The sequence below is a fragment of the Microbispora sp. H10885 genome (assembly GCF_014161415.1).
Classification (GTDB): domain Bacteria; phylum Actinomycetota; class Actinomycetes; order Streptosporangiales; family Streptosporangiaceae; genus Microbispora; species Microbispora triticiradicis.
Genome location: NZ_JABBWY010000003.1, coordinates 86,321 through 102,951 on the forward strand (window position 1 = coordinate 86,321; position 16,631 = coordinate 102,951).

12 protein-coding genes are annotated in these 16,631 nt (G+C 73.2%); 9 read left to right on the forward strand and 3 right to left on the reverse strand.

Annotated elements, in window-relative coordinates; genetic code table 11:
- Positions 1 to 19 precede the first annotated feature (19 nt).
- The gene (locus HHX37_RS09020) at positions 20 to 769 is read left to right on the forward strand and encodes a DsbA family protein (protein ID WP_310737883.1); all 750 of its coding nucleotides are present in this window, start codon (positions 20 to 22) and stop codon (positions 767 to 769) included.
- 139 nt (positions 770 to 908) lie between these two features.
- On the opposite strand, the gene HHX37_RS09025 is transcribed toward HHX37_RS09020, so the two are convergent.
- Entirely contained in the window at positions 909 to 1,235 is a 327-nt protein-coding gene (locus tag HHX37_RS09025; protein WP_182885114.1) for a hypothetical protein, read from the reverse strand.
- A 145-nt stretch (positions 1,236 to 1,380) separates the two neighbouring features.
- Between HHX37_RS09025 and HHX37_RS09030 the strand changes: the two genes are divergently transcribed.
- From HHX37_RS09030 to HHX37_RS09045, 4 genes are all read left to right on the forward strand, one after another.
- The gene (locus HHX37_RS09030; protein ID WP_182885115.1) at positions 1,381 to 2,430 is read left to right on the forward strand and encodes an ADP-ribosylglycohydrolase family protein; all 1,050 of its coding nucleotides are present in this window, start codon (positions 1,381 to 1,383) and stop codon (positions 2,428 to 2,430) included.
- 91 nt (positions 2,431 to 2,521) lie between these two features.
- Entirely contained in the window at positions 2,522 to 3,598 is a 1,077-nt protein-coding gene (gene lgt / locus HHX37_RS09035) for a prolipoprotein diacylglyceryl transferase (protein ID WP_182885116.1), read from the forward strand.
- Positions 3,595 to 4,314: a VIT1/CCC1 transporter family protein gene (locus HHX37_RS09040; RefSeq protein WP_117410543.1), complete on the forward strand. Its 720-nt coding sequence runs from the start codon at positions 3,595 to 3,597 to the stop codon at positions 4,312 to 4,314. The genes lgt and HHX37_RS09040 overlap by 4 nt, the downstream gene beginning before the upstream one ends.
- Positions 4,311 to 5,255 carry a hypothetical protein gene (locus HHX37_RS09045; protein ID WP_182885117.1) on the forward strand — a complete coding sequence of 315 codons (945 nt, stop codon included), beginning with the start codon at positions 4,311 to 4,313 and terminating at the stop codon, positions 5,253 to 5,255. The genes HHX37_RS09040 and HHX37_RS09045 overlap by 4 nt, the downstream gene beginning before the upstream one ends.
- Before the next feature lie 139 nt (positions 5,256 to 5,394).
- Here the strand turns inward: HHX37_RS09045 and HHX37_RS09050 are convergent, their stop codons facing one another.
- Positions 5,395 to 7,146, reverse strand: coding sequence for a bis-aminopropyl spermidine synthase family protein (locus HHX37_RS09050; protein WP_182885118.1), 1,752 nt, complete (start codon positions 7,144 to 7,146; stop codon positions 5,395 to 5,397).
- Positions 7,147 to 7,315: 169 nt separating this feature from the next.
- Between HHX37_RS09050 and gltB the strand changes: the two genes are divergently transcribed.
- The 4 genes from gltB to HHX37_RS09070 all read left to right on the forward strand — a co-directional run bounded on the left by gltB (position 7,316) and on the right by HHX37_RS09070 (position 15,785).
- Complete coding sequence (gene gltB, locus HHX37_RS09055) at positions 7,316 to 11,857, forward strand: glutamate synthase large subunit (RefSeq protein ID WP_182879030.1); 4,542 nt, start codon at positions 7,316 to 7,318, stop codon at positions 11,855 to 11,857.
- Positions 11,858 to 11,914: 57 nt separating this feature from the next.
- On the forward strand, positions 11,915 to 13,399 hold the full coding sequence (locus tag HHX37_RS09060) for a glutamate synthase subunit beta (RefSeq protein ID WP_182879029.1): 1,485 nt from the start codon (positions 11,915 to 11,917) through the stop codon (positions 13,397 to 13,399).
- A gap of 158 nt (positions 13,400 to 13,557) precedes the next feature.
- Positions 13,558 to 15,267, forward strand: coding sequence for a S8 family peptidase (locus tag HHX37_RS09065; RefSeq protein WP_259406333.1), 1,710 nt, complete (start codon positions 13,558 to 13,560; stop codon positions 15,265 to 15,267).
- 101 nt (positions 15,268 to 15,368) lie between these two features.
- Positions 15,369 to 15,785 (forward strand): DUF2784 domain-containing protein, encoded by a 417-nt coding sequence (locus HHX37_RS09070; protein WP_117408716.1) that lies wholly within the window; start codon positions 15,369 to 15,371, stop codon positions 15,783 to 15,785.
- On the opposite strand, the gene HHX37_RS09075 is transcribed toward HHX37_RS09070, so the two are convergent.
- Positions 15,709 to 16,560: a hypothetical protein gene (locus tag HHX37_RS09075; RefSeq protein ID WP_182885119.1), complete on the reverse strand. Its 852-nt coding sequence runs from the start codon at positions 16,558 to 16,560 to the stop codon at positions 15,709 to 15,711. The two genes, HHX37_RS09070 and HHX37_RS09075, sit on opposite strands and share 77 nt — an antisense overlap.
- Positions 16,561 to 16,631 lie beyond the last annotated feature (71 nt).

The window sequence follows — 16,631 nt, forward strand, 5'->3', positions numbered from 1 at the left end:
ACAGCAGGGGGGAAGGTTCGTGAGCAAGCGGACGAGTGAGGCGGCCAAGGCGCGCATCGCGGCGCAGCGGGAGGCCCTGCGCAAGCAGGATCAGCGCAGGCGCGTCACGATGATCGCCACCATCGTGGTGGTCGTCGTGGTCGCGGCCGCCTTCGTCGTGTGGTCGGTGCGGCAGGGCGCCTCGGAGAAGGTCACCGGCGGCCTCGCCGCGGCGACCGTGCAGGAGGACGGGACCGTGGTGATGGCCCAGCCGGGGGTCACCACGCCGGTGGTCGACGTGTACGAGGACTTCCAGTGCCCTGCGTGCAAGCAGTTCGAGGAGACCAGCGGCGCCACGCTGAAGAACCTGGCCGCCGAGGGCAAGGCGAAGGTCGCCTACCACGTGATCACGATCTTCACGCAGGAGCCGACCAAGAGCAACTCGCTGCGCGCGGCCTCGGCCGCACGGTGCGTCACGGACGGCCGGCAGTGGCTGGCGTTCCACGACAAGCTCTACAAGAACCAGCCGAGCGAGACCTCCAGCGGGTTCTCCGTGGACCAGCTGATCACGTGGGGCAAGGAGGCGGGCGTGACCTCCTCCGGCTTCGACGACTGCGTGCGCAAGCAGGGCAACGTCGCGGCACACCAGGCGTACACGCAGCAGGTCATGACCACGCAGAAGCTGAGCGGCACGCCGACGGTCAAGATCAACGGCAAGGAGATCGACAGCAAGGTCGCGTTCGTGCCGAGCGATCTCCGCGACGCCGTGGTGAACGCCGCCAAGAGCTGACCCGGGCGCAGGCCGAGCCGGACGGCAGGACCGGCCCGCGCGCCGCCATCCGGGCCGCGAGACCCGCCGGACCCGTTCCAGGGTGCGTCCCGGCGGGTCGGCGGGGTCGGCGGGGTCGGCGGGGTTCCGGCAGAGAGCCTCAGCCCCGGTGGGCCGGACGGTAGGACAGGCGGTCCAGGCCCACCCGGAGGCGGTGCTGGACCTCCACGATCGCGAGGTGCATGGTCTCGGCCTCGGCCTGGGCGTGCACGGGCTGCCCGTTCACGTCGAGGACCGCCCGCGCGGCGCACCGTTCTCCCGGGCTGAGCGACGGACTGTAGGCGAGGTTGACCCTGGCGTAGAGGATCGGCCTGCCGGTGAACCTGGACACCGACGCGATGCGCTCCCGCGCCTCGGTGACCGCTCCCGCGGGCACCTGCCCGCTCGTCTCCACCGTGACCGCTTCGGGCGTGAGTGTGTCGTTCATGATCGGAGTCTGCCCATTCCGGCCGCCGGCTCACCAGGGACCTGTGGTACCGGACGACGGCCCGTGCGTCGCCTTCCGAAGGGCCGGACGCCTCTACCGCACCTGACACGGGTTTCGCCGCCGCCTGGCGGGTCAGCATTCCGGCATGCCCCGCGACGACCCTTCCGCCCCTCGCTCCGCGCCGATCGCCGGCCCCCGGCAGGACGTCGCCGCACGCATCCACCAGGCGATGGTGGCCTTCGCGGCGGGCGACGCGCTCGGCGTGCCCTGGGAGGGGCGCGGGCCGGAGCGGATCGACCTTGAGGAGGTCGTCCGGCTCCCCGCCCCGGACCGGGGATGGCCGCGCGGGTCGACGTCGGACGACACGGCGCAGATGGTGCTGGTCGCATGCTGCCTGGCCGACACCGGCGGCCGCCCCACCACGCTGGGGTTCCTGACCCGGCTCGCCGAGGCGGCGCCGGCCGTACGCGGCCTCGGCCCCACCACGCGGCACGCCCTGGCGCACTTCCACGCCACGGGTGAGCCACCCGCCCCCTCGGCGGGAGACCGGCCGACCAACGGCGCGGCGATGCGCGTCGCCCCGATCGGCTGGGCCGTTCCGACCGACCGGCCCGGCCTGCGCCGCCGGCTCTGCGAGGTCGTCTCCGCCGCGACGCACCGGGCGCCGGCGGCCGTGGCGGCGGCCCGCGTCATCGCGGCGCTGGCGTCGCACGCGCTGGAGGGGGAGAGCGTGCCCGCCCTGCTGGAGGTGGCCGCGGACGAGGCCCGCCGGGCGGACGAGCACCTCACGCCGACGCCGGCAGACGACGCCATGGACGACGCGACGGAAGCCGCCGGTGACGGAGAGGCGGCGGGCGGGCATCCGGCTCCTGTGGACGCTGTGATCGACGCGGCCTACGGACGGTGGACGCCCCCGTCCGAGGGCGTCTCGCTGGACGCCGTCGAGACCGTCGCCGCGGTGGTCCACGTGCTGCGAGAGGCTCCCGCCCTCGCCGCCGCGCTGCCGTACGCCGTGTCCCTGGGCGGCGACACCGACACGGTCGCCGCGCTCGTCGGCGGGGTCCTCGGCGCCAGGGAGCCGGAGGGGGTGGCCGCGCTCGATTGGCTCGGGCCGGTGGACCTCGGCGAGTATCCCGCGCTGCCGGACCTCGCGGCCCGCCTGGCCGCCCTCCGCGCGGCTCCGCCGCCGCCCTGATGACCCGCCCGCCGGGGGCCGGAGCACGTCCTGGTACCGATGAACGCGGCGGGCACCGGACTCGCCCCCTCTTGCGGTAACGTCACGTTACATGCCCCTCCTCGCCTCGATTCCCAGCCCGTCACAGGGGGTCTGGAATCTCGGACCGATTCCGATCCGCGCGTACGCCCTGTGCATCGTGCTCGGCGTCGTCGTCGCCGTCTGGATCGGCGAACGCCGCTGGCGCGCCCGCGGCGGTGCTCCCGGGACGGTCACCGACCTCGCGGTCTGGGCCGTGCCGTTCGGCCTCGTCGGCGGACGTCTCTACCACGTCATCACCGACTGGCAGATCTACTTCGGCTCCGACGCGCCCAAGCGGCCGATCGACGCCCTGTTCATCTGGGAGGGCGGTCTCGGCATCTGGGGCGCGATCGCGCTCGGCGCGCTCGGCGTCTGGATCGCCTGCCGCCGCCGCGGCATCTCCTTCACCGCCGTGGCCGACACCCTCGCCCCCGGCGTGGCCGTGGCCCAGGCCATCGGCCGGTGGGGCAACTACTTCAACCAGGAGCTCTTCGGCGGCCCCACCGATCTGCCGTGGGGACTGGAGATCGAGCCGGGTCACCCGGGCACCGTCCCCGGCGCGACCACCTACCACCCGACCTTCCTGTACGAGTCGCTGTGGGACCTGGCGCTCGCCGGCGTGCTGATCCTGGCCGCCCGCCGCTTCGGCCTCCGCCACGGCCGGGTGTTCGCGCTGTACGTCGCGGGCTACACGCTGGGCCGGTTCTGGATCGAAGGGCTGCGGGTCGACCCCGCGCACGAGATCCTCGGGCTGCGGCTGAACCAGTGGACCTCGATCGTCATCTTCCTGTGCGCCGTCGCGTACCTGCTGCTGTCCCGCAACCGTACGGGCGAGGAGCCGGTCGGCGTCCTCGCGGGGGACGGCGAAGGCGCCGACCCCGCCCACCAGCGGGACCAGGCCGACGAGCCCGAGCTCGGCGGCGGGGAGGCCGGGAGCCTGCCCGCGGCCCACGAGGACACACCGGAGACGGACGGCCCGGCCGGCTCCGCCTCCGTGGGTTCCGACGACGCTCCGGCGGACTCCGGTGAGGGGGACAGGGCGCCGGCGGGCGCCGGCGCCACGGGCGACGGCGGGACCATGCCGGAACCGGAGGCCGGGCGGCGATGACCGAGGCCAGGACGGGGGCACGGGCCGAGGCACACCACCAGCACAGGGACGTCACCGGCGGATGGCTGCGGCCCGCGGTGTTCGGCGCGATGGACGGACTGGTGTCCAACTTCGCGCTCATCGCGGGCGTCGCCGGCGGCACCGCGGAGACCAGGATCATCGCCCTCGCCGGCATCGCCGGCCTGGCCGCCGGAGCCTTCTCCATGGCGGGCGGCGAGTACGTGTCGGTCGCCAGCCAGCGCGAGCTGGCCGAGGCCGAGATCGACGTGGAGCGGCGGGAGCTGGAGCGGCATCCCGAGGCCGAGGAGGCCGAGCTGGCCCAGATGTACGTCCAGCGGGGCGTGGATCCGGAGACCGCCAGGGAGGTCGCCCGCCAGATCTCCCGCGACCCGGAGGAGGCGCTCGCCGTCCACACGCGGGCCGAACTGGGTGTGGACCCCGGCGACCTGCCCTCACCGCTGCTCGCCGCCGGATCGTCGTTCTTATCGTTCGCCTTCGGCGCCCTGGTCCCGCTCCTGCCGTACCTGATCGGCGCGCGGAGCCTGTGGATCTCGGCCGCCGCGTCGATGGTGGCGCTGTTCGTCGCCGGCGCGGTGGTCTCGCGCGTGACGGCCAGAAGCTGGTGGTTCAGCGGTCTCCGCCAGCTCGTGGTGGGCGCCGTGGCGGCGGCGCTGACCTGGGGACTGGGGTCGCTGATAGGAACCGGCGGTCTATGACCAAGCGCAAGCGCCGGTCGTCCGCGACGGCCGAGCGCTGGGCCGGACCCACCCTCACCGAGCTCGGGCTGGACGACCGGCAGCAGCGCGTGTTCGTGTGGTCCGTGACCGCCGCGGGCGTCCTGGCGATCGCCCTGGTGCTGACGCTGGTGGTCAACGCGCTGGGCGGAGGCGGACCCGCGGTGCCGACGGGGGCGTCGGCGGACATCGCGGGGCAGGGACTGCCGTCGTCCTTCCAGTCCTGGCCGTCCCTGAAGGAGTTCGCCCCGATCGCGGACCGCAAGGCGGACTCCGCGCCGCTGAGCGTCCAGGAGGTGTTCGGCGCCCGGACGCTCAGCGCGGGAAAGGTCACGCTGCGCCGCCTGACCAGCCGTCCCGACCAGGCCTGCGGGGGAGCGGTATGGGGCGCCGACCTCGTCGACGCCCTCGCGGAGGCCGGGTGCACCCAGGCCGTCCGCGGCCTGTACGCCACGGCGGACGGGATCTATCTGGCGCAGTACACGCTGTTCAACCTGTCGTCCGTCGCCGCCGCCGAGTCGCTGGCGACGTCGCTGGGGACGCTCTACCGGGGCTCGTGGGTGCAGCCGCTCGAATCCCCCCGGGCGAAGTTCGGCGCCTACAGCGAGGCGAGCGCCCAGGTCATGGGCCACTACCTCGGCGTGGCCTGGATCGGCAGGACCGACGGCGCGGAGCCGGGGGAGACCGACGACTTCGTCATGCTCGGCCTGGCCGTCCGGGAGGCGGAAAGAGCGGTCTTCCGCCGGGTGGTCGCGGTCGCCGGCGTGCCGTCGGACCCCGCCCAGCCGCCGGGCCCGGCCGACACCGCACAGCCCGCGGAGGACCCGCCGTCCGATCCCGGCGCCTCTCCGGCCTCGTCCGCGAACACGGCCCCTTCTGCGAACACGGCCGCGCCGTCCCCGTCCGTCCCGGCCGCCCGGTAGCAGGTCACCGGGCCGGCCGCCCGTCAGCGCCGCGCCGGCCTGACCGGAGCCCTGGGAGCGTGCCCGGTCCCCCCGCCGGGAGGGGGCGTGCGTGGCCCCGGCTGATCGCGGCCCGGGGACGACCTCGGGCGGCCGATCCTCAGGCCGGGGTGGGAGCGGTGATCTCCGCCGTCAGCTGCGCGAGGCGGTGGAGCGGGAGTTCGAGGGGTGTCGCGTCACCGGCCCAGGGAGCGGCCTCCTCGACGGCGGCCCTGGCCTGCCGCTTGGTGAGCCCGGCCGCCCCGCCGTGCCCGGGGGCCCCGGCGTGCTCGGGCGGTGTGGTCTGTCCGGGCGGTGTGGTGTGTCCGGGCGTCGTGGTGAGGCCGGTCCTGGTGAGCGCCTCCCGCCAGGTGTTGGCGAGCTTCCCGTGCGCGCTGTCCAGGATCGCGCGGACGATCCGGTCCGGCCCGTCCTCCGGCGGAGCGAGCCGTACGGCGTCGAGGACACGGCCCTCGGCGGTGAGTTCGTAGACCGGGGCGAGCAACGCGGCCAGCTCGGGCAGCCCGGCGACCGGGGCGGCGGTGAGCACCCGCACGTGCCGGGCCCGGGTCGCGAGCAGCAGGCGGGGCAGGGCCGCCTCCAGCCCGGCCGGCACCGCGATGACCACCCGCCGCGGGTCGGCGGCGTACGGCTTGGCCAGCAGCGTGGCGAGCCGGGTGCGGGGCACCTGCGGCAGCAGGCCGCGCGGCCAGTCCCCGGCGAGCAGGTCCGGCCCGAAGGCGGTCACCGCCGCCTCGTCCGCTGCGCCGTCCACCCCCATACCGGCCGTGCTGCCCGCAGTGCTGTCCGCCGTGCTGTCCACCCCTGTACCGGCGGTCCTGCCGGCCGCGCTGTCCACGGCCGTCGCCTGGGCCGCGGCCTTGCCGGGGCGCCCGGCGGACTCCACGGCCTGGGGGCCCTGCGTGTAGATGGCCGTGGCGAGGCGGTCGAGTCGCGCGGCGATCGCCGGCCAGGTCTTCGTGGTGGGACGCAGCACGTACAGGTCGGCCGCGCTGCCGATCGCCTCCGCCCCGTAATACCGGTTGAAGTGCGGAAATATCGCCTCATGCAGCAGGTTGAGGTCGACAAGAGCCTTCTGCACCTTCAGCGCGAGCATCGGGGTGCGCTCGGAGGCGCCGTACGCCAGGAGGATGCGTCCCCGCTCGCGGTCGCGCAGGCCCTCGGCGGCGCGCGCGGCGAACAGCCCGATCCCGTCCGGCGTGTACGGCGGGTCGGTGATCGCGAGGTCGGCCCAGCCGCGCAGCGACGGCGGCAGGCCGAGACGCAGGTCGGCCCACCGGGTGCGCACCCCGAGGTCCTGGGCGTCGACGAACTCCAGGATGCGGTCGTCGATGTCGGCCACCGCCACCTCGACCTCCGGGTGGACCATCCGCACCGCCAGGGAGGTCAGGTCGTGGTCGCCGACGCACAGCAGGCGGGCGCCGGGCAGCCAGAACCGCCGCCCCAGCAGGAGGGCGCGGCGCAGCACGGTCTCGGCGGTCGCGGAGACGTGGTCGAGCGCGTGCCGGCCCCGGGGGGCCTCGGCGATCAGCCGCTCCAGACGGGCGAGGGTTTCGGCGTGTTCCGGCACCATTTCGGACACCGGATTCCCCAGATCGGAAATTTCCGGCCCGACCCCGGCGTTGTATCGGTTGACCTGATCCATGGGTATCCGGACACGGTCGCCGCTGTGCTCAAGGGGGAGCGCCCGCAGCAGCGACTCGATCGTCCGCCGTGGCGTCGCGGTCTCCCGTACCAGGTCGGACAGGGTCCACCAGCGGCCGCCTGCCAGGAGCGCCAGTGCTCCGCGCAGGCGCAGGCCGTCCACGCCGGCCTCCGCCAGCAGTTCGTCGATCGCCTCATGACCACCCATGCGCAAACCCTATCGAGGCCCTGTTCACCACGCTGACCTGTGAAGGTTCGCGAAGCAGACCGGGGGGGCACTATTCCGGCAGCGTGTTGTAATCTCTAAGCACCACAACCGCAGCAGGGCCAGCGTCGTCCCTCTGTTCCACGCAGAAGTTGACGACGGGAGTGACTACATGCCTGCTGCCCGCCTTGGCCTTCCCGGAGGTCTCCCCGAGCCTCAGGGACTCTACGACCCCGCCTTCGAGCATGACGCCTGTGGCGTCGCCATGGTCGCGGACGTGCAGGGTCGCCGCAGTTACGACATCGTCGCCAAGGCACTGACTGCCCTCCGCAACCTCGACCACCGGGGCGCGAGCGGCAGCGAGCCGGACACCGGCGACGGCGCGGGCATCCTCACCCAGATCCCCGACGCGTTCTTCCGCGCCGTGGTGGCCGATCTGGGATGGCACAGTGAGCTGCCCGCGGAGGGCGCGTACGCCGCGGGCGCCGCGTTCCTGCCGGCGGACGGGCAGGCGAGGGCCGCCGCGATCGAGACCATCGAGCGGATCGCCGCGGAGGAGGGCGTGAGCATCCTCGGCTGGCGCGAGCTGCCGGTGGACCGCGACCTGCCCGGCGCCACCGCGCGGGCGGCCATGCCCCACTTCGCGCAGCTGTTCGTGACCTCGCCCGGCGGCGAGACCGGCGTCGACCTCGACCGGATCGTGTTCGCCTTCCGCAAGCGCGCCGAGCACGAGGCGGACGTCTACTTCTCCTCGCTGTCCTCGCGGACCATCGTCTACAAGGGCATGCTGACCTCGCTGCAGGTCGAGCCGTTCTTCGCCGACCTGTCCGACGAGCGCTACGTCAGCGCCATCGCGCTCGTCCACTCGCGCTTCTCGACCAACACCTTCCCCTCCTGGCCGCTGGCCCACCCGTACCGGTACGTCGCGCACAACGGCGAGATCAACACCGTCCGGGGCAACCGCAACTGGATGCGCGCCCGCGAGGCGATGCTCGCCACCGGCCTGATCCCGGGCGACCTGCGGCGGCTCTTCCCCATCTGCGACCCGGACGGCTCCGACACCGCCTCGTTCGACGAGACGCTGGAGCTGCTGCACCTCGGCGGCAGGTCGCTGCCGCACGCCGTGCTGATGATGATCCCGGAGGCGTGGGAGAACCACACCGAGATGGACCCGGCCCGCCGGGCCTTCTACGAGTTCCACTCCACCCTCATGGAGGCGTGGGACGGCCCCGCGTCGATCACCTTCTCCGACGGCACGCTGGTCGGCGCGGTCCTCGACCGCAACGGCCTGCGCCCGGGCCGGTTCTGGGTCACCGACGACGGCCTGGTCGTGCTCGCGTCCGAGGCCGGCGTGCTGTCCGACATCCCGCAGGAGAAGGTGGTCCGCAAGGGCCGCCTGCAGCCGGGCCGGATGTTCCTGGTGGACACCGCGCGCGGCCGGATCATCGAGGACGACGAGATCAAGGCCGAGCTCGCCGCCGCCGAGCCGTACGGCGAGTGGCTGCACGCGGGCCTGGTCCGCTTCGAGGAGCTGCCCGAGCGCGAGCACGAGCACCCCACCCACGAGGCGCTGGTCAAGCGGCAGCAGACCTTCGGCTACACCGAGGAGGAGCTCCGGATCATCCTCACGCCGATGGCGCGGAACGGCGCCGAGCCGATCGGCTCGATGGGCACCGACAGCCCCGTCGCCGTGCTGAGCGAGAAGCCGCGGCTGCTGTTCGACTACTTCAGCCAGCTCTTCGCGCAGGTCACCAACCCGCCGCTGGACGCCATCCGCGAGGAGCTCGTCACCTCGCTGCAGTCGACGATCGGCCCCGAGGGCAACCTGCTCGACCCCGGCCCGGCCTCGTGCCGCCGGCTCGTGCTGCCCTACCCGGTGATCGACAACGACGAGCTCGCGAAGATCGTCCACATCAACGACGAGGGCGCGCTGCCCGGCTTCCAGCCGTACGTCGTGTCCGGCCTGTTCGACGCCGCCGGCGGCGGCGAGGCGCTGGTGCGGCGGCTGGAGGAGATCCGCCAGGAGGTCTCCCGGGCCATCGAGGACGGCGCCCGGATCATCGTGCTGTCCGACCGCGGGTCCTCCCGCGAGCGGGCGCCGATCCCGTCGCTGCTGCTCACCGGCGCGGTGCACCACCACCTCATCCGGGAGAAGTCCCGCACCCGGGTCGGCCTGGTGATCGAGACCGGCGAGGCCCGCGAGTGCCACCACATGGCCCTGCTCGTCGGGTACGGCGCCAGCGCGATCAACCCCTACCTCGCCCTGGAGACGGTCGAGGACATGATCGCGACCGGTCAGCTCGACCTGGACCCGCGCAAGGCCGTCCGCAACCTGATCAAGGCGTACGGCAAGGGCGTCCTGAAGGTCATGTCCAAGATGGGCGTGTCCACGGTCGCCTCCTACACCGGCGCGCAGATCTTCGAGGCGCTCGGCCTCGGCGCCGAGGTCATCGACGGGTGCTTCACCGGCACCACCTCCCGCCTCGGCGGCGTCGGCTTCGACGTGCTGGCCAGGGAGGCGCTGGAGCGGCACGCGCGGGCCTACCCCCGCGCGGAGAACCCGCACCGGCGGCTGGAGGTCGGCGGCGAGTACCAGTGGCGCCGCGAGGGCGAGCCGCACCTGTTCAACCCGACCACCGTCTTCAAGCTCCAGCACTCCACCCGCACCCGGCGGTACGAGATCTTCAAGGAGTACACGTCCCTCGTGGACGGGCAGTCCGAGAAGCTCATGACGCTGCGCGGCCTGTTCAGGCTGCGCCCCGCCGGCGCGCCGATCCCGATCGACGAGGTCGAGCCGGTCGAGTCGATCGTCAGGCGGTTCTCCACCGGCGCCATGTCGTACGGCTCCATCTCGATGGAGGCGCACGAGACGCTGGCCATCGCGATGAACCGGCTCGGCGCCAAGTCGAACACCGGCGAGGGCGGCGAGGACCCGGAGCGGCTGCACGACCCCGAGCGGCGCAGCGCGATCAAGCAGGTGGCCTCCGGCCGGTTCGGCGTGACCAGCGAATACCTGGTCAACGCGGACGACCTGCAGATCAAGATGGCGCAGGGCGCCAAGCCCGGCGAGGGCGGCCAGCTGCCCGGCCACAAGGTGTACCCGTGGATCGCCAAGACCCGGCACTCCACCCCCGGCGTCGGCCTCATCTCGCCGCCGCCGCACCACGACATCTACTCGATCGAGGACCTCGCCCAGCTCATCCACGACCTGAAGAACTCCAACCCGCGCGCCCGCGTCCACGTGAAGCTGGTCGCCGAGGTCGGGGTCGGGACCGTGGCGGCGGGCGTCAGCAAGGCCCACGCCGACGTCGTGCTGATCTCCGGCCACGACGGCGGCACCGGCGCCTCCCCGCTGACCTCGGTCAAGCACGCGGGCGCCCCCTGGGAGCTCGGCCTGGCCGAGACCCAGCAGACGCTGCTGCTCAACGGGCTGCGCGACCGCATCGTCGTGCAGGCCGACGGCCAGCTCAAGACCGGCCGCGACGTGGTCATCGCGGCGCTGCTCGGCGCCGAGGAGTACGGCTTCGCCACCGCTCCGCTGGTCGTCTCCGGCTGCGTCATGATGCGGGTCTGCCACCTCGACACCTGCCCGGTGGGCGTGGCCACGCAGAACCCCGAGCTGCGCAAGCGGTTCAGCGGCAAGCCCGAGTTCGTGGTGAACTTCTTCGAGTTCGTCGCCCAGGAGGTGCGCGAGTACCTCGCCGAGCTCGGCTACCGCTCGCTGGACGAGGTCATCGGGCGGGCCGACCTGCTCGACACCACCCGCGCGGTCGAGCACTGGAAGGCCGCCGGCCTCGACCTGTCGCCCATCCTGCACCAGCCGGAGCTGCCCGAGGGCACCCCGCGCCGCAGGGTCGCCGAGCAGGACCACGGGCTCGACAAGGCGCTGGACAACACGCTGATCCAGCTCGCCGAGGGCGCGCTGAACCTCGGCGAGCCGGTCACGCTGGAGCTGCCCATCCGCAACGTCAACCGCACGGTCGGCACCATGCTCGGCCACGAGGTGACCAAGCGGTACGGCGGCGAGGGCCTGCCCGACAACACGATCGACGTGTCGTTCACCGGCTCGGCGGGCAACTCGTTCGGCGCGTTCGTGCCGCGCGGCGTCACGCTGCGGCTGACCGGCGACGCCAACGACTACCTCGGCAAGGGCCTGTCGGGCGGCCGGCTCGTGGTCCGGCCGCACCCCGACGCTCCGTTCGAGGCCGAGACGCAGGTGGTCTCGGGCAACGTCGGCCTCTACGGCGCGACGTCCGGCGAGGTCTTCGTCCGCGGCATCGTGGGCGAGCGGTTCTGCGTCCGCAACTCCGGCGCCACCGCCGTCGTCGAGGGCGTGGGCGACCACGGCTGCGAGTACATGACCGGCGGCCGGGCCGTCGTCCTCGGCGCGACCGGCCGCAACTTCGCCGCCGGCATGTCGGGCGGCGTGGCCTACGTGCTCGACCTTCGGCCCGAGCGGGTCAACCGCGAGATGGTCGAGCTCGAGGCGCTGGACGACGAGGACGCCGAGTTCCTGCGGGAGATCGTCGACAGGCACCTCACGGAGACCGGGTCCACGGTGGCCAAGGCGCTGCTGGCGGACTGGGACGCCGCGCTCGGCCGGTTCGCGAAGATCATGCCGTCCGACTACAAGCGGGTCCTGCTGGCGCGGGCCGCCGCCGAGGCCGAGGGCCGCGACATCGACGAGGCGGTCATGGCCGCCGCCCACGGGTGACGCCGATGAGCGTCATCACCACCACCATTCCCACGCGACGATAAGGGGGGTACACCGATGGCTGACCCGAAGGGGTTCCTGACACACGGGCGCGAGCTGCCGGCGCGCCGCCCGGTCGACGTGCGCATCCGCGACTGGCGCGAGGTCTACGAGGACTTCCCCAAGCCCGCGTTGACCAAGCAGGCGGCCCGCTGCATGGACTGCGGCATCCCGTTCTGCCACAACGGCTGCCCGCTCGGGAACCTCATCCCCGAGTGGAACGACCTCGTCTACCGCGACGACTGGCGCGAGGCGATCGAGCGGCTGCACGCGACCAACAACTTCCCGGAGTTCACCGGCCGCCTGTGCCCCGCTCCGTGTGAGTCGGCGTGCGTGCTCGGCATCAACTCCGACCCGGTCGCGATCAAGCGGGTGGAGGTCGAGATCGTCGACCGGGCCTTCGCCGAGGGCTGGGTCACGCCGCAGCCGCCCGCCGTCAAGACCGGCCGCAAGGTCGCGGTCGTCGGCTCCGGCCCGGCCGGCCTCGCGGCCGCGCAGCAGCTCACCCGCGCCGGGCACGACGTGGTCGTGTTCGAGCGGGCCGACCGGATCGGCGGGCTGCTCCGGTACGGCATCCCCGAGTTCAAGATGGAGAAGCGGCACGTCGACCGCCGCATCGCCCAGATGGAGGCCGAGGGCACCGAGTTCCGCACCGGCGTCAATGTCGGCGTGGACGTCACGGCGGCCGAGTTGCGCGAGGAGTTCGACGCGATCGTGCTCGCGGGCGGCGCCACGGCGTGGCGCGACCTGCCGGTGCCCGGCCGCGAGCTCAAGGGCGTCTACCAGGCGATGGAGTATCTCCCCCCGGCCAACAAGGCCCAGGAGGGCGACTACGCCGAATCGCCGATCTCGGCGGAGGGCAAGCACGTCGTCGTGATCGGCGGCGGCGACACCGGCGCCGACTGCATCGGCACCGCGATCCGGCAGGGCGCGCTGTCGGTCACCCAGCTGGAGATCATGCCGAGGCCGCCGGCGGACCGTCCCGGCAGTCAGCCGTGGCCGACGTACCCGATGCTGTTCAAGATGGAGAGCGCGCACGAGGAGCTGGAGGCCGGGGCGGGCGACCGCGTGTACGCGGTGTCCACCACCGAGTTCGCCGGCGACGACGAGGGCAACGTGCGGGCGCTGCGCCTGGTCGAGGTCGAGGGCCCGGCGGCGGGGTTCGCGCCGATCCCCGGCACCGAGCGGGAGATCCCGGCCGACCTGGTCACCCTCGCCATGGGCTTCCTCGGCCCGGAGAAGGGCCCGCTGCTGAACGACCTCGCCGCCCTGTCGGGCGACCCGGAGTCGTTCTTCGACGCCCGTGGCAACGTGGCCAGGAACTCCTCGTACGAGACGTCGGTGGAGGGCGTGTTCTCGGCCGGTGACATGGGCCGCGGCCAGTCGCTGATCGTGTGGGCGATCGCCGAGGGCCGGTCCGCGGCGGCGGCGGTCGACCAGCACCTGAGCGGCCGTACGGTCCTGCCCGTGCCGATCCCCCCGACGGCGCGGCCCCTCGTCTGATCGCGGCAAATCGGGAATATCTCCATCTCGGGAGGCCAGGCCGCGCGGCGGCCGGCCCGTGCGGCCCTCGGGCCACGCGGTCCGGCGGGTTGCGACGCGCGGCCGGCTGCCGGGAAGATGCTGAGCCCGATCACCGGGCCCGGAATCGAGGAGGAGCGTTGCACGCACGGGGGCGGCTCGCCGGGGCCATCATGTCGGTCGCACTGCTCGGCGGGCCGGGCGCCCCGTCGGGCACGCCAGGGATACCGGGCATACCGGTCGCGCTGAGCACACCGAGCCCATCTGGCCCATCCAGCTCGTCAAGCCCGTCGGGAAGCGGGCAGGCCGGTGACTACCTGGTCTTCTACGTGGACGGTGGGCGGGCCGCCGCGCAGCGGGCGGCCGAGGCCGCCGGCGGCACGGTGCGGGTCCACGACGACCGCCTCGGCTATCTCGTCGTGCGCACGTCCGCGCCCGAGCGGATCGGCGACGACCCCGCCGTGGTCGGCGTCGCCCGCGACCGCCCCATCGGCCGGACCGCCGACGCCCCCTTCTTCGCCGGGCCGGGGCGTACGCTCCCCGGCGCGTGGCGCCCGGGCACGGCCGCGCGGGCGGGCGGCGCGGAGCCGCTCGCCGACCGGCAGTGGAACATGAAGATGATCGGCGCCACCCCCACGGGCTCCTACGCGAAGGCGAGGGGCAGCCGCAAGGTGCTGGTCGGCGTGATGGACACCGGCGTCGACGGCCGGCACCCGGACATCGCGCCGAACTTCGACCGGGTGCTGAGCCGCAACTTCGTGACCGACCAGCCCACCGACCCCAACGGGAAGAAGCTCGACGGGCCCTGCGAGTACAAGGGGTGCAAGGACCCGGCCGACGTCGACGACGACGGCCACGGCACCCACGTCGCCAGCACGATCGGGTCGCCGATCAACGGCATCGGCGTCGCCGGCGTCGCCCCCGACGTGTCGCTGGTCAACCTGCGCGCCGGCACCGACTCGGGCTTCTTCTTCCTCAAGCCGACCCTGGACGCCCTGGAGTACGCCGCCGACATCGGCGTCGACGTGGTCAACATGAGCTTCTACGTCGACCCGTGGACGTTCAACTGCCCGGACAACCCCGACGACACGCCCGCCGAGCGGTCGGAGCAGCGGGCGATCCTGGAGGGGATGCGGCGGGCGGTGAACTACGCCCGGTCGCACGGCGTCACGCTGATCACCGCCATCGGGAACGCCGGGGGAGACCTCGGCAAGCCGAAGACGGACACCACCAGCCCGGACTTCCCGAGGGGCTCCGAGAAGAACCGGTCCGTCGACAACTCCTGCCGCAACGTCCCGGCCGAACTCGACGGCGTCATCTCGGTGTCCGCGGTCGGCCCGAGCGGCCGCAAGGCGCCGTACTCCGACTACGGCACCGAGCAGACCGACATCGCGGCGCCGGGCGGTGACGTCTTCGACGGCGGCACCGCGCTGCGGGGGCCGAGCCGGGAGATCCTCGCCGCCGCCCCCGAGCACGTCCTGCGCGCCCAGGGGCGCCTCGACGCCAAGGGCATGCCGAAGGACGACTCGGTGATCCGCGAGTGCCGGGCCGGGAAGTGCGCCTACTACCAGTACATGGAGGGCACCTCGATGGCGGCGCCGCACGTGACCGGCGTGGCGGCCATCATCATCGGGCGGTTCGGCAAGCCGGGCCGGGGCGGGCTCCAGATGGACCCCGCCGAGGTGGAGCGCCTGCTGTACGCCACGGCGACGCCGAAGGACTGCCCCTCGCCCCGCACCTACCGCTACGGGACCGGCGAGACGCAGGTCTGCGAGGGCCCCGCGAGCCGGAACGGCTTCTTCGGCCACGGACTGGTCGACGCCGCCCGGGCCGCGACCGTCGCCCGCTGACCCGTCTGAGTATCGGCCCGGATGAGTACCGAACTGAGTAGGCCACCGGATGCCCGGCGGCCGGACGGCGATCTACCCTCGGCTTCTCGGGAGGGCAGATCATGATCTACCGGTTCGTCTGGCAGGCCACGATGGCCGTGCACTTCCTGGTCATCGCCTACATCGCCCTGGGCGGTTTCCCCGCCTGGTGGCGGCCCCGGCTGGCCTGGCCGCACCTCGCGCTGTGCGCGTGGGCGCTGGTCCAGCTCACCGGGCTGGTGGAGTGCCCGCTGACCGCGCTGGAGAACTGGGGGCGCGCCCGGGCGGGGGAGCGCGGCCTGCTGCCCGGCGGCTTCATCGACACCTACATCGAAGGGATCGTCTATCCCGAGGAGTACGTCACGGCCGTCCGGCTGGCGGTGATCGCCGTCGTGCTCGTCTCCTGGGCCGGTCTGGCGGTCGTCATCCGCCGACGCCGCAGACGTCCTCCGCGTACGACAGGAACGTCCGCTGCACCGGCGCCGGAGGCGTCGCGATGAGGTAGCGCCGCTCGCCCGCCCCCACCATCCCGTAGATCGGGAACAGGTACGCCTTCTTCGCCTCGGCGAAGGCGTGCCAGTCGCAGCGGGCGGGGGTGACCTCCACCGGGATCTCCAGGCGCGGCGTCCCCGCCTCCAGCACCGCCACCGGGCGGCTCCGGCCCGACAGCGGCCTCATGTCGTAGTGCGTGGTGCCGCCCAGCTCGTCGATCGTCACCGGCTCCGCGCCCTGCCTCCTGGTCACCAGGAGCACCCCGCGCAGCGTCCGGCCCGCCCTGGTCCAGGTGTCGCCGAAGGTGACGTCCGCCGCCAGGCGCAGGAGGTACGCCCCGCACTCGGCCTTCACCAGCCCCGCCAGCAGCGGGTCCGGATGGCGTACGGGGAACTCCACCCTGCGCGCCGGCCCCTCGCCCGCCTGCACGTTCGCCACGACGACGGCGGGGCGCACCGGCGGGATCGTCGCGGGGTCGCACCGCGCCTCGCCGTAGGGGATCCGCAGGTCGGTGCGCGGAGTCCGGCCGAGCGTGGAGTCCACCCGGGTCGGCGGGAGCGTGGCGAAGGAGCCGGTGACGAGTTGCACGTCCAGGAACCGGACGGGGGCGTCGCCGTCGTTGCGCACGGACACCTCGAGCTCGTGGGCCGCCTCGTCGCTGCGCCACTGGTTCAGGGACACCGAAACGCCCGGCGGAGGAGCGGGAGATTCGGTAGCCTGGCCTCCGCACGCCGCCAGGGTGAACAGCGCCGTTATCGCCCCCCATGCCCGGGTACGTTCCATGGCTGCAGGCTAGGGCACGCGGGTGATCGCGTGAAGTGTCTGAACATTTGGCGACGGCTGTGTGTGCCGTC

Excerpts from the sequence above, each read along its gene's own strand:
- HHX37_RS09025 (WP_182885114.1), bottom strand. The coding sequence starts at position 1,235 with ATGAACGACACACTCACGCCCGAAGCGGTCACGGTGGAGACGAGCGGG.
- HHX37_RS09030 (WP_182885115.1), top strand. The coding sequence starts at position 1,381 with ATGCCCCGCGACGACCCTTCCGCCCCTCGCTCCGCGCCGATCGCCGGC.
- lgt (WP_182885116.1), top strand. The coding sequence starts at position 2,522 with ATGCCCCTCCTCGCCTCGATTCCCAGCCCGTCACAGGGGGTCTGGAAT.
- HHX37_RS09040 (WP_117410543.1), top strand. The coding sequence starts at position 3,595 with ATGACCGAGGCCAGGACGGGGGCACGGGCCGAGGCACACCACCAGCAC.
- HHX37_RS09045 (WP_182885117.1), top strand. The coding sequence starts at position 4,311 with ATGACCAAGCGCAAGCGCCGGTCGTCCGCGACGGCCGAGCGCTGGGCC.
- HHX37_RS09050 (WP_182885118.1), bottom strand. The coding sequence starts at position 7,146 with ATGGGTGGTCATGAGGCGATCGACGAACTGCTGGCGGAGGCCGGCGTG.
- gltB (WP_182879030.1), top strand. The coding sequence starts at position 7,316 with ATGCCTGCTGCCCGCCTTGGCCTTCCCGGAGGTCTCCCCGAGCCTCAG.
- HHX37_RS09060 (WP_182879029.1), top strand. The coding sequence starts at position 11,915 with ATGGCTGACCCGAAGGGGTTCCTGACACACGGGCGCGAGCTGCCGGCG.
- HHX37_RS09070 (WP_117408716.1), top strand. The coding sequence starts at position 15,369 with ATGATCTACCGGTTCGTCTGGCAGGCCACGATGGCCGTGCACTTCCTG.
- HHX37_RS09075 (WP_182885119.1), bottom strand. The coding sequence starts at position 16,560 with ATGGAACGTACCCGGGCATGGGGGGCGATAACGGCGCTGTTCACCCTG.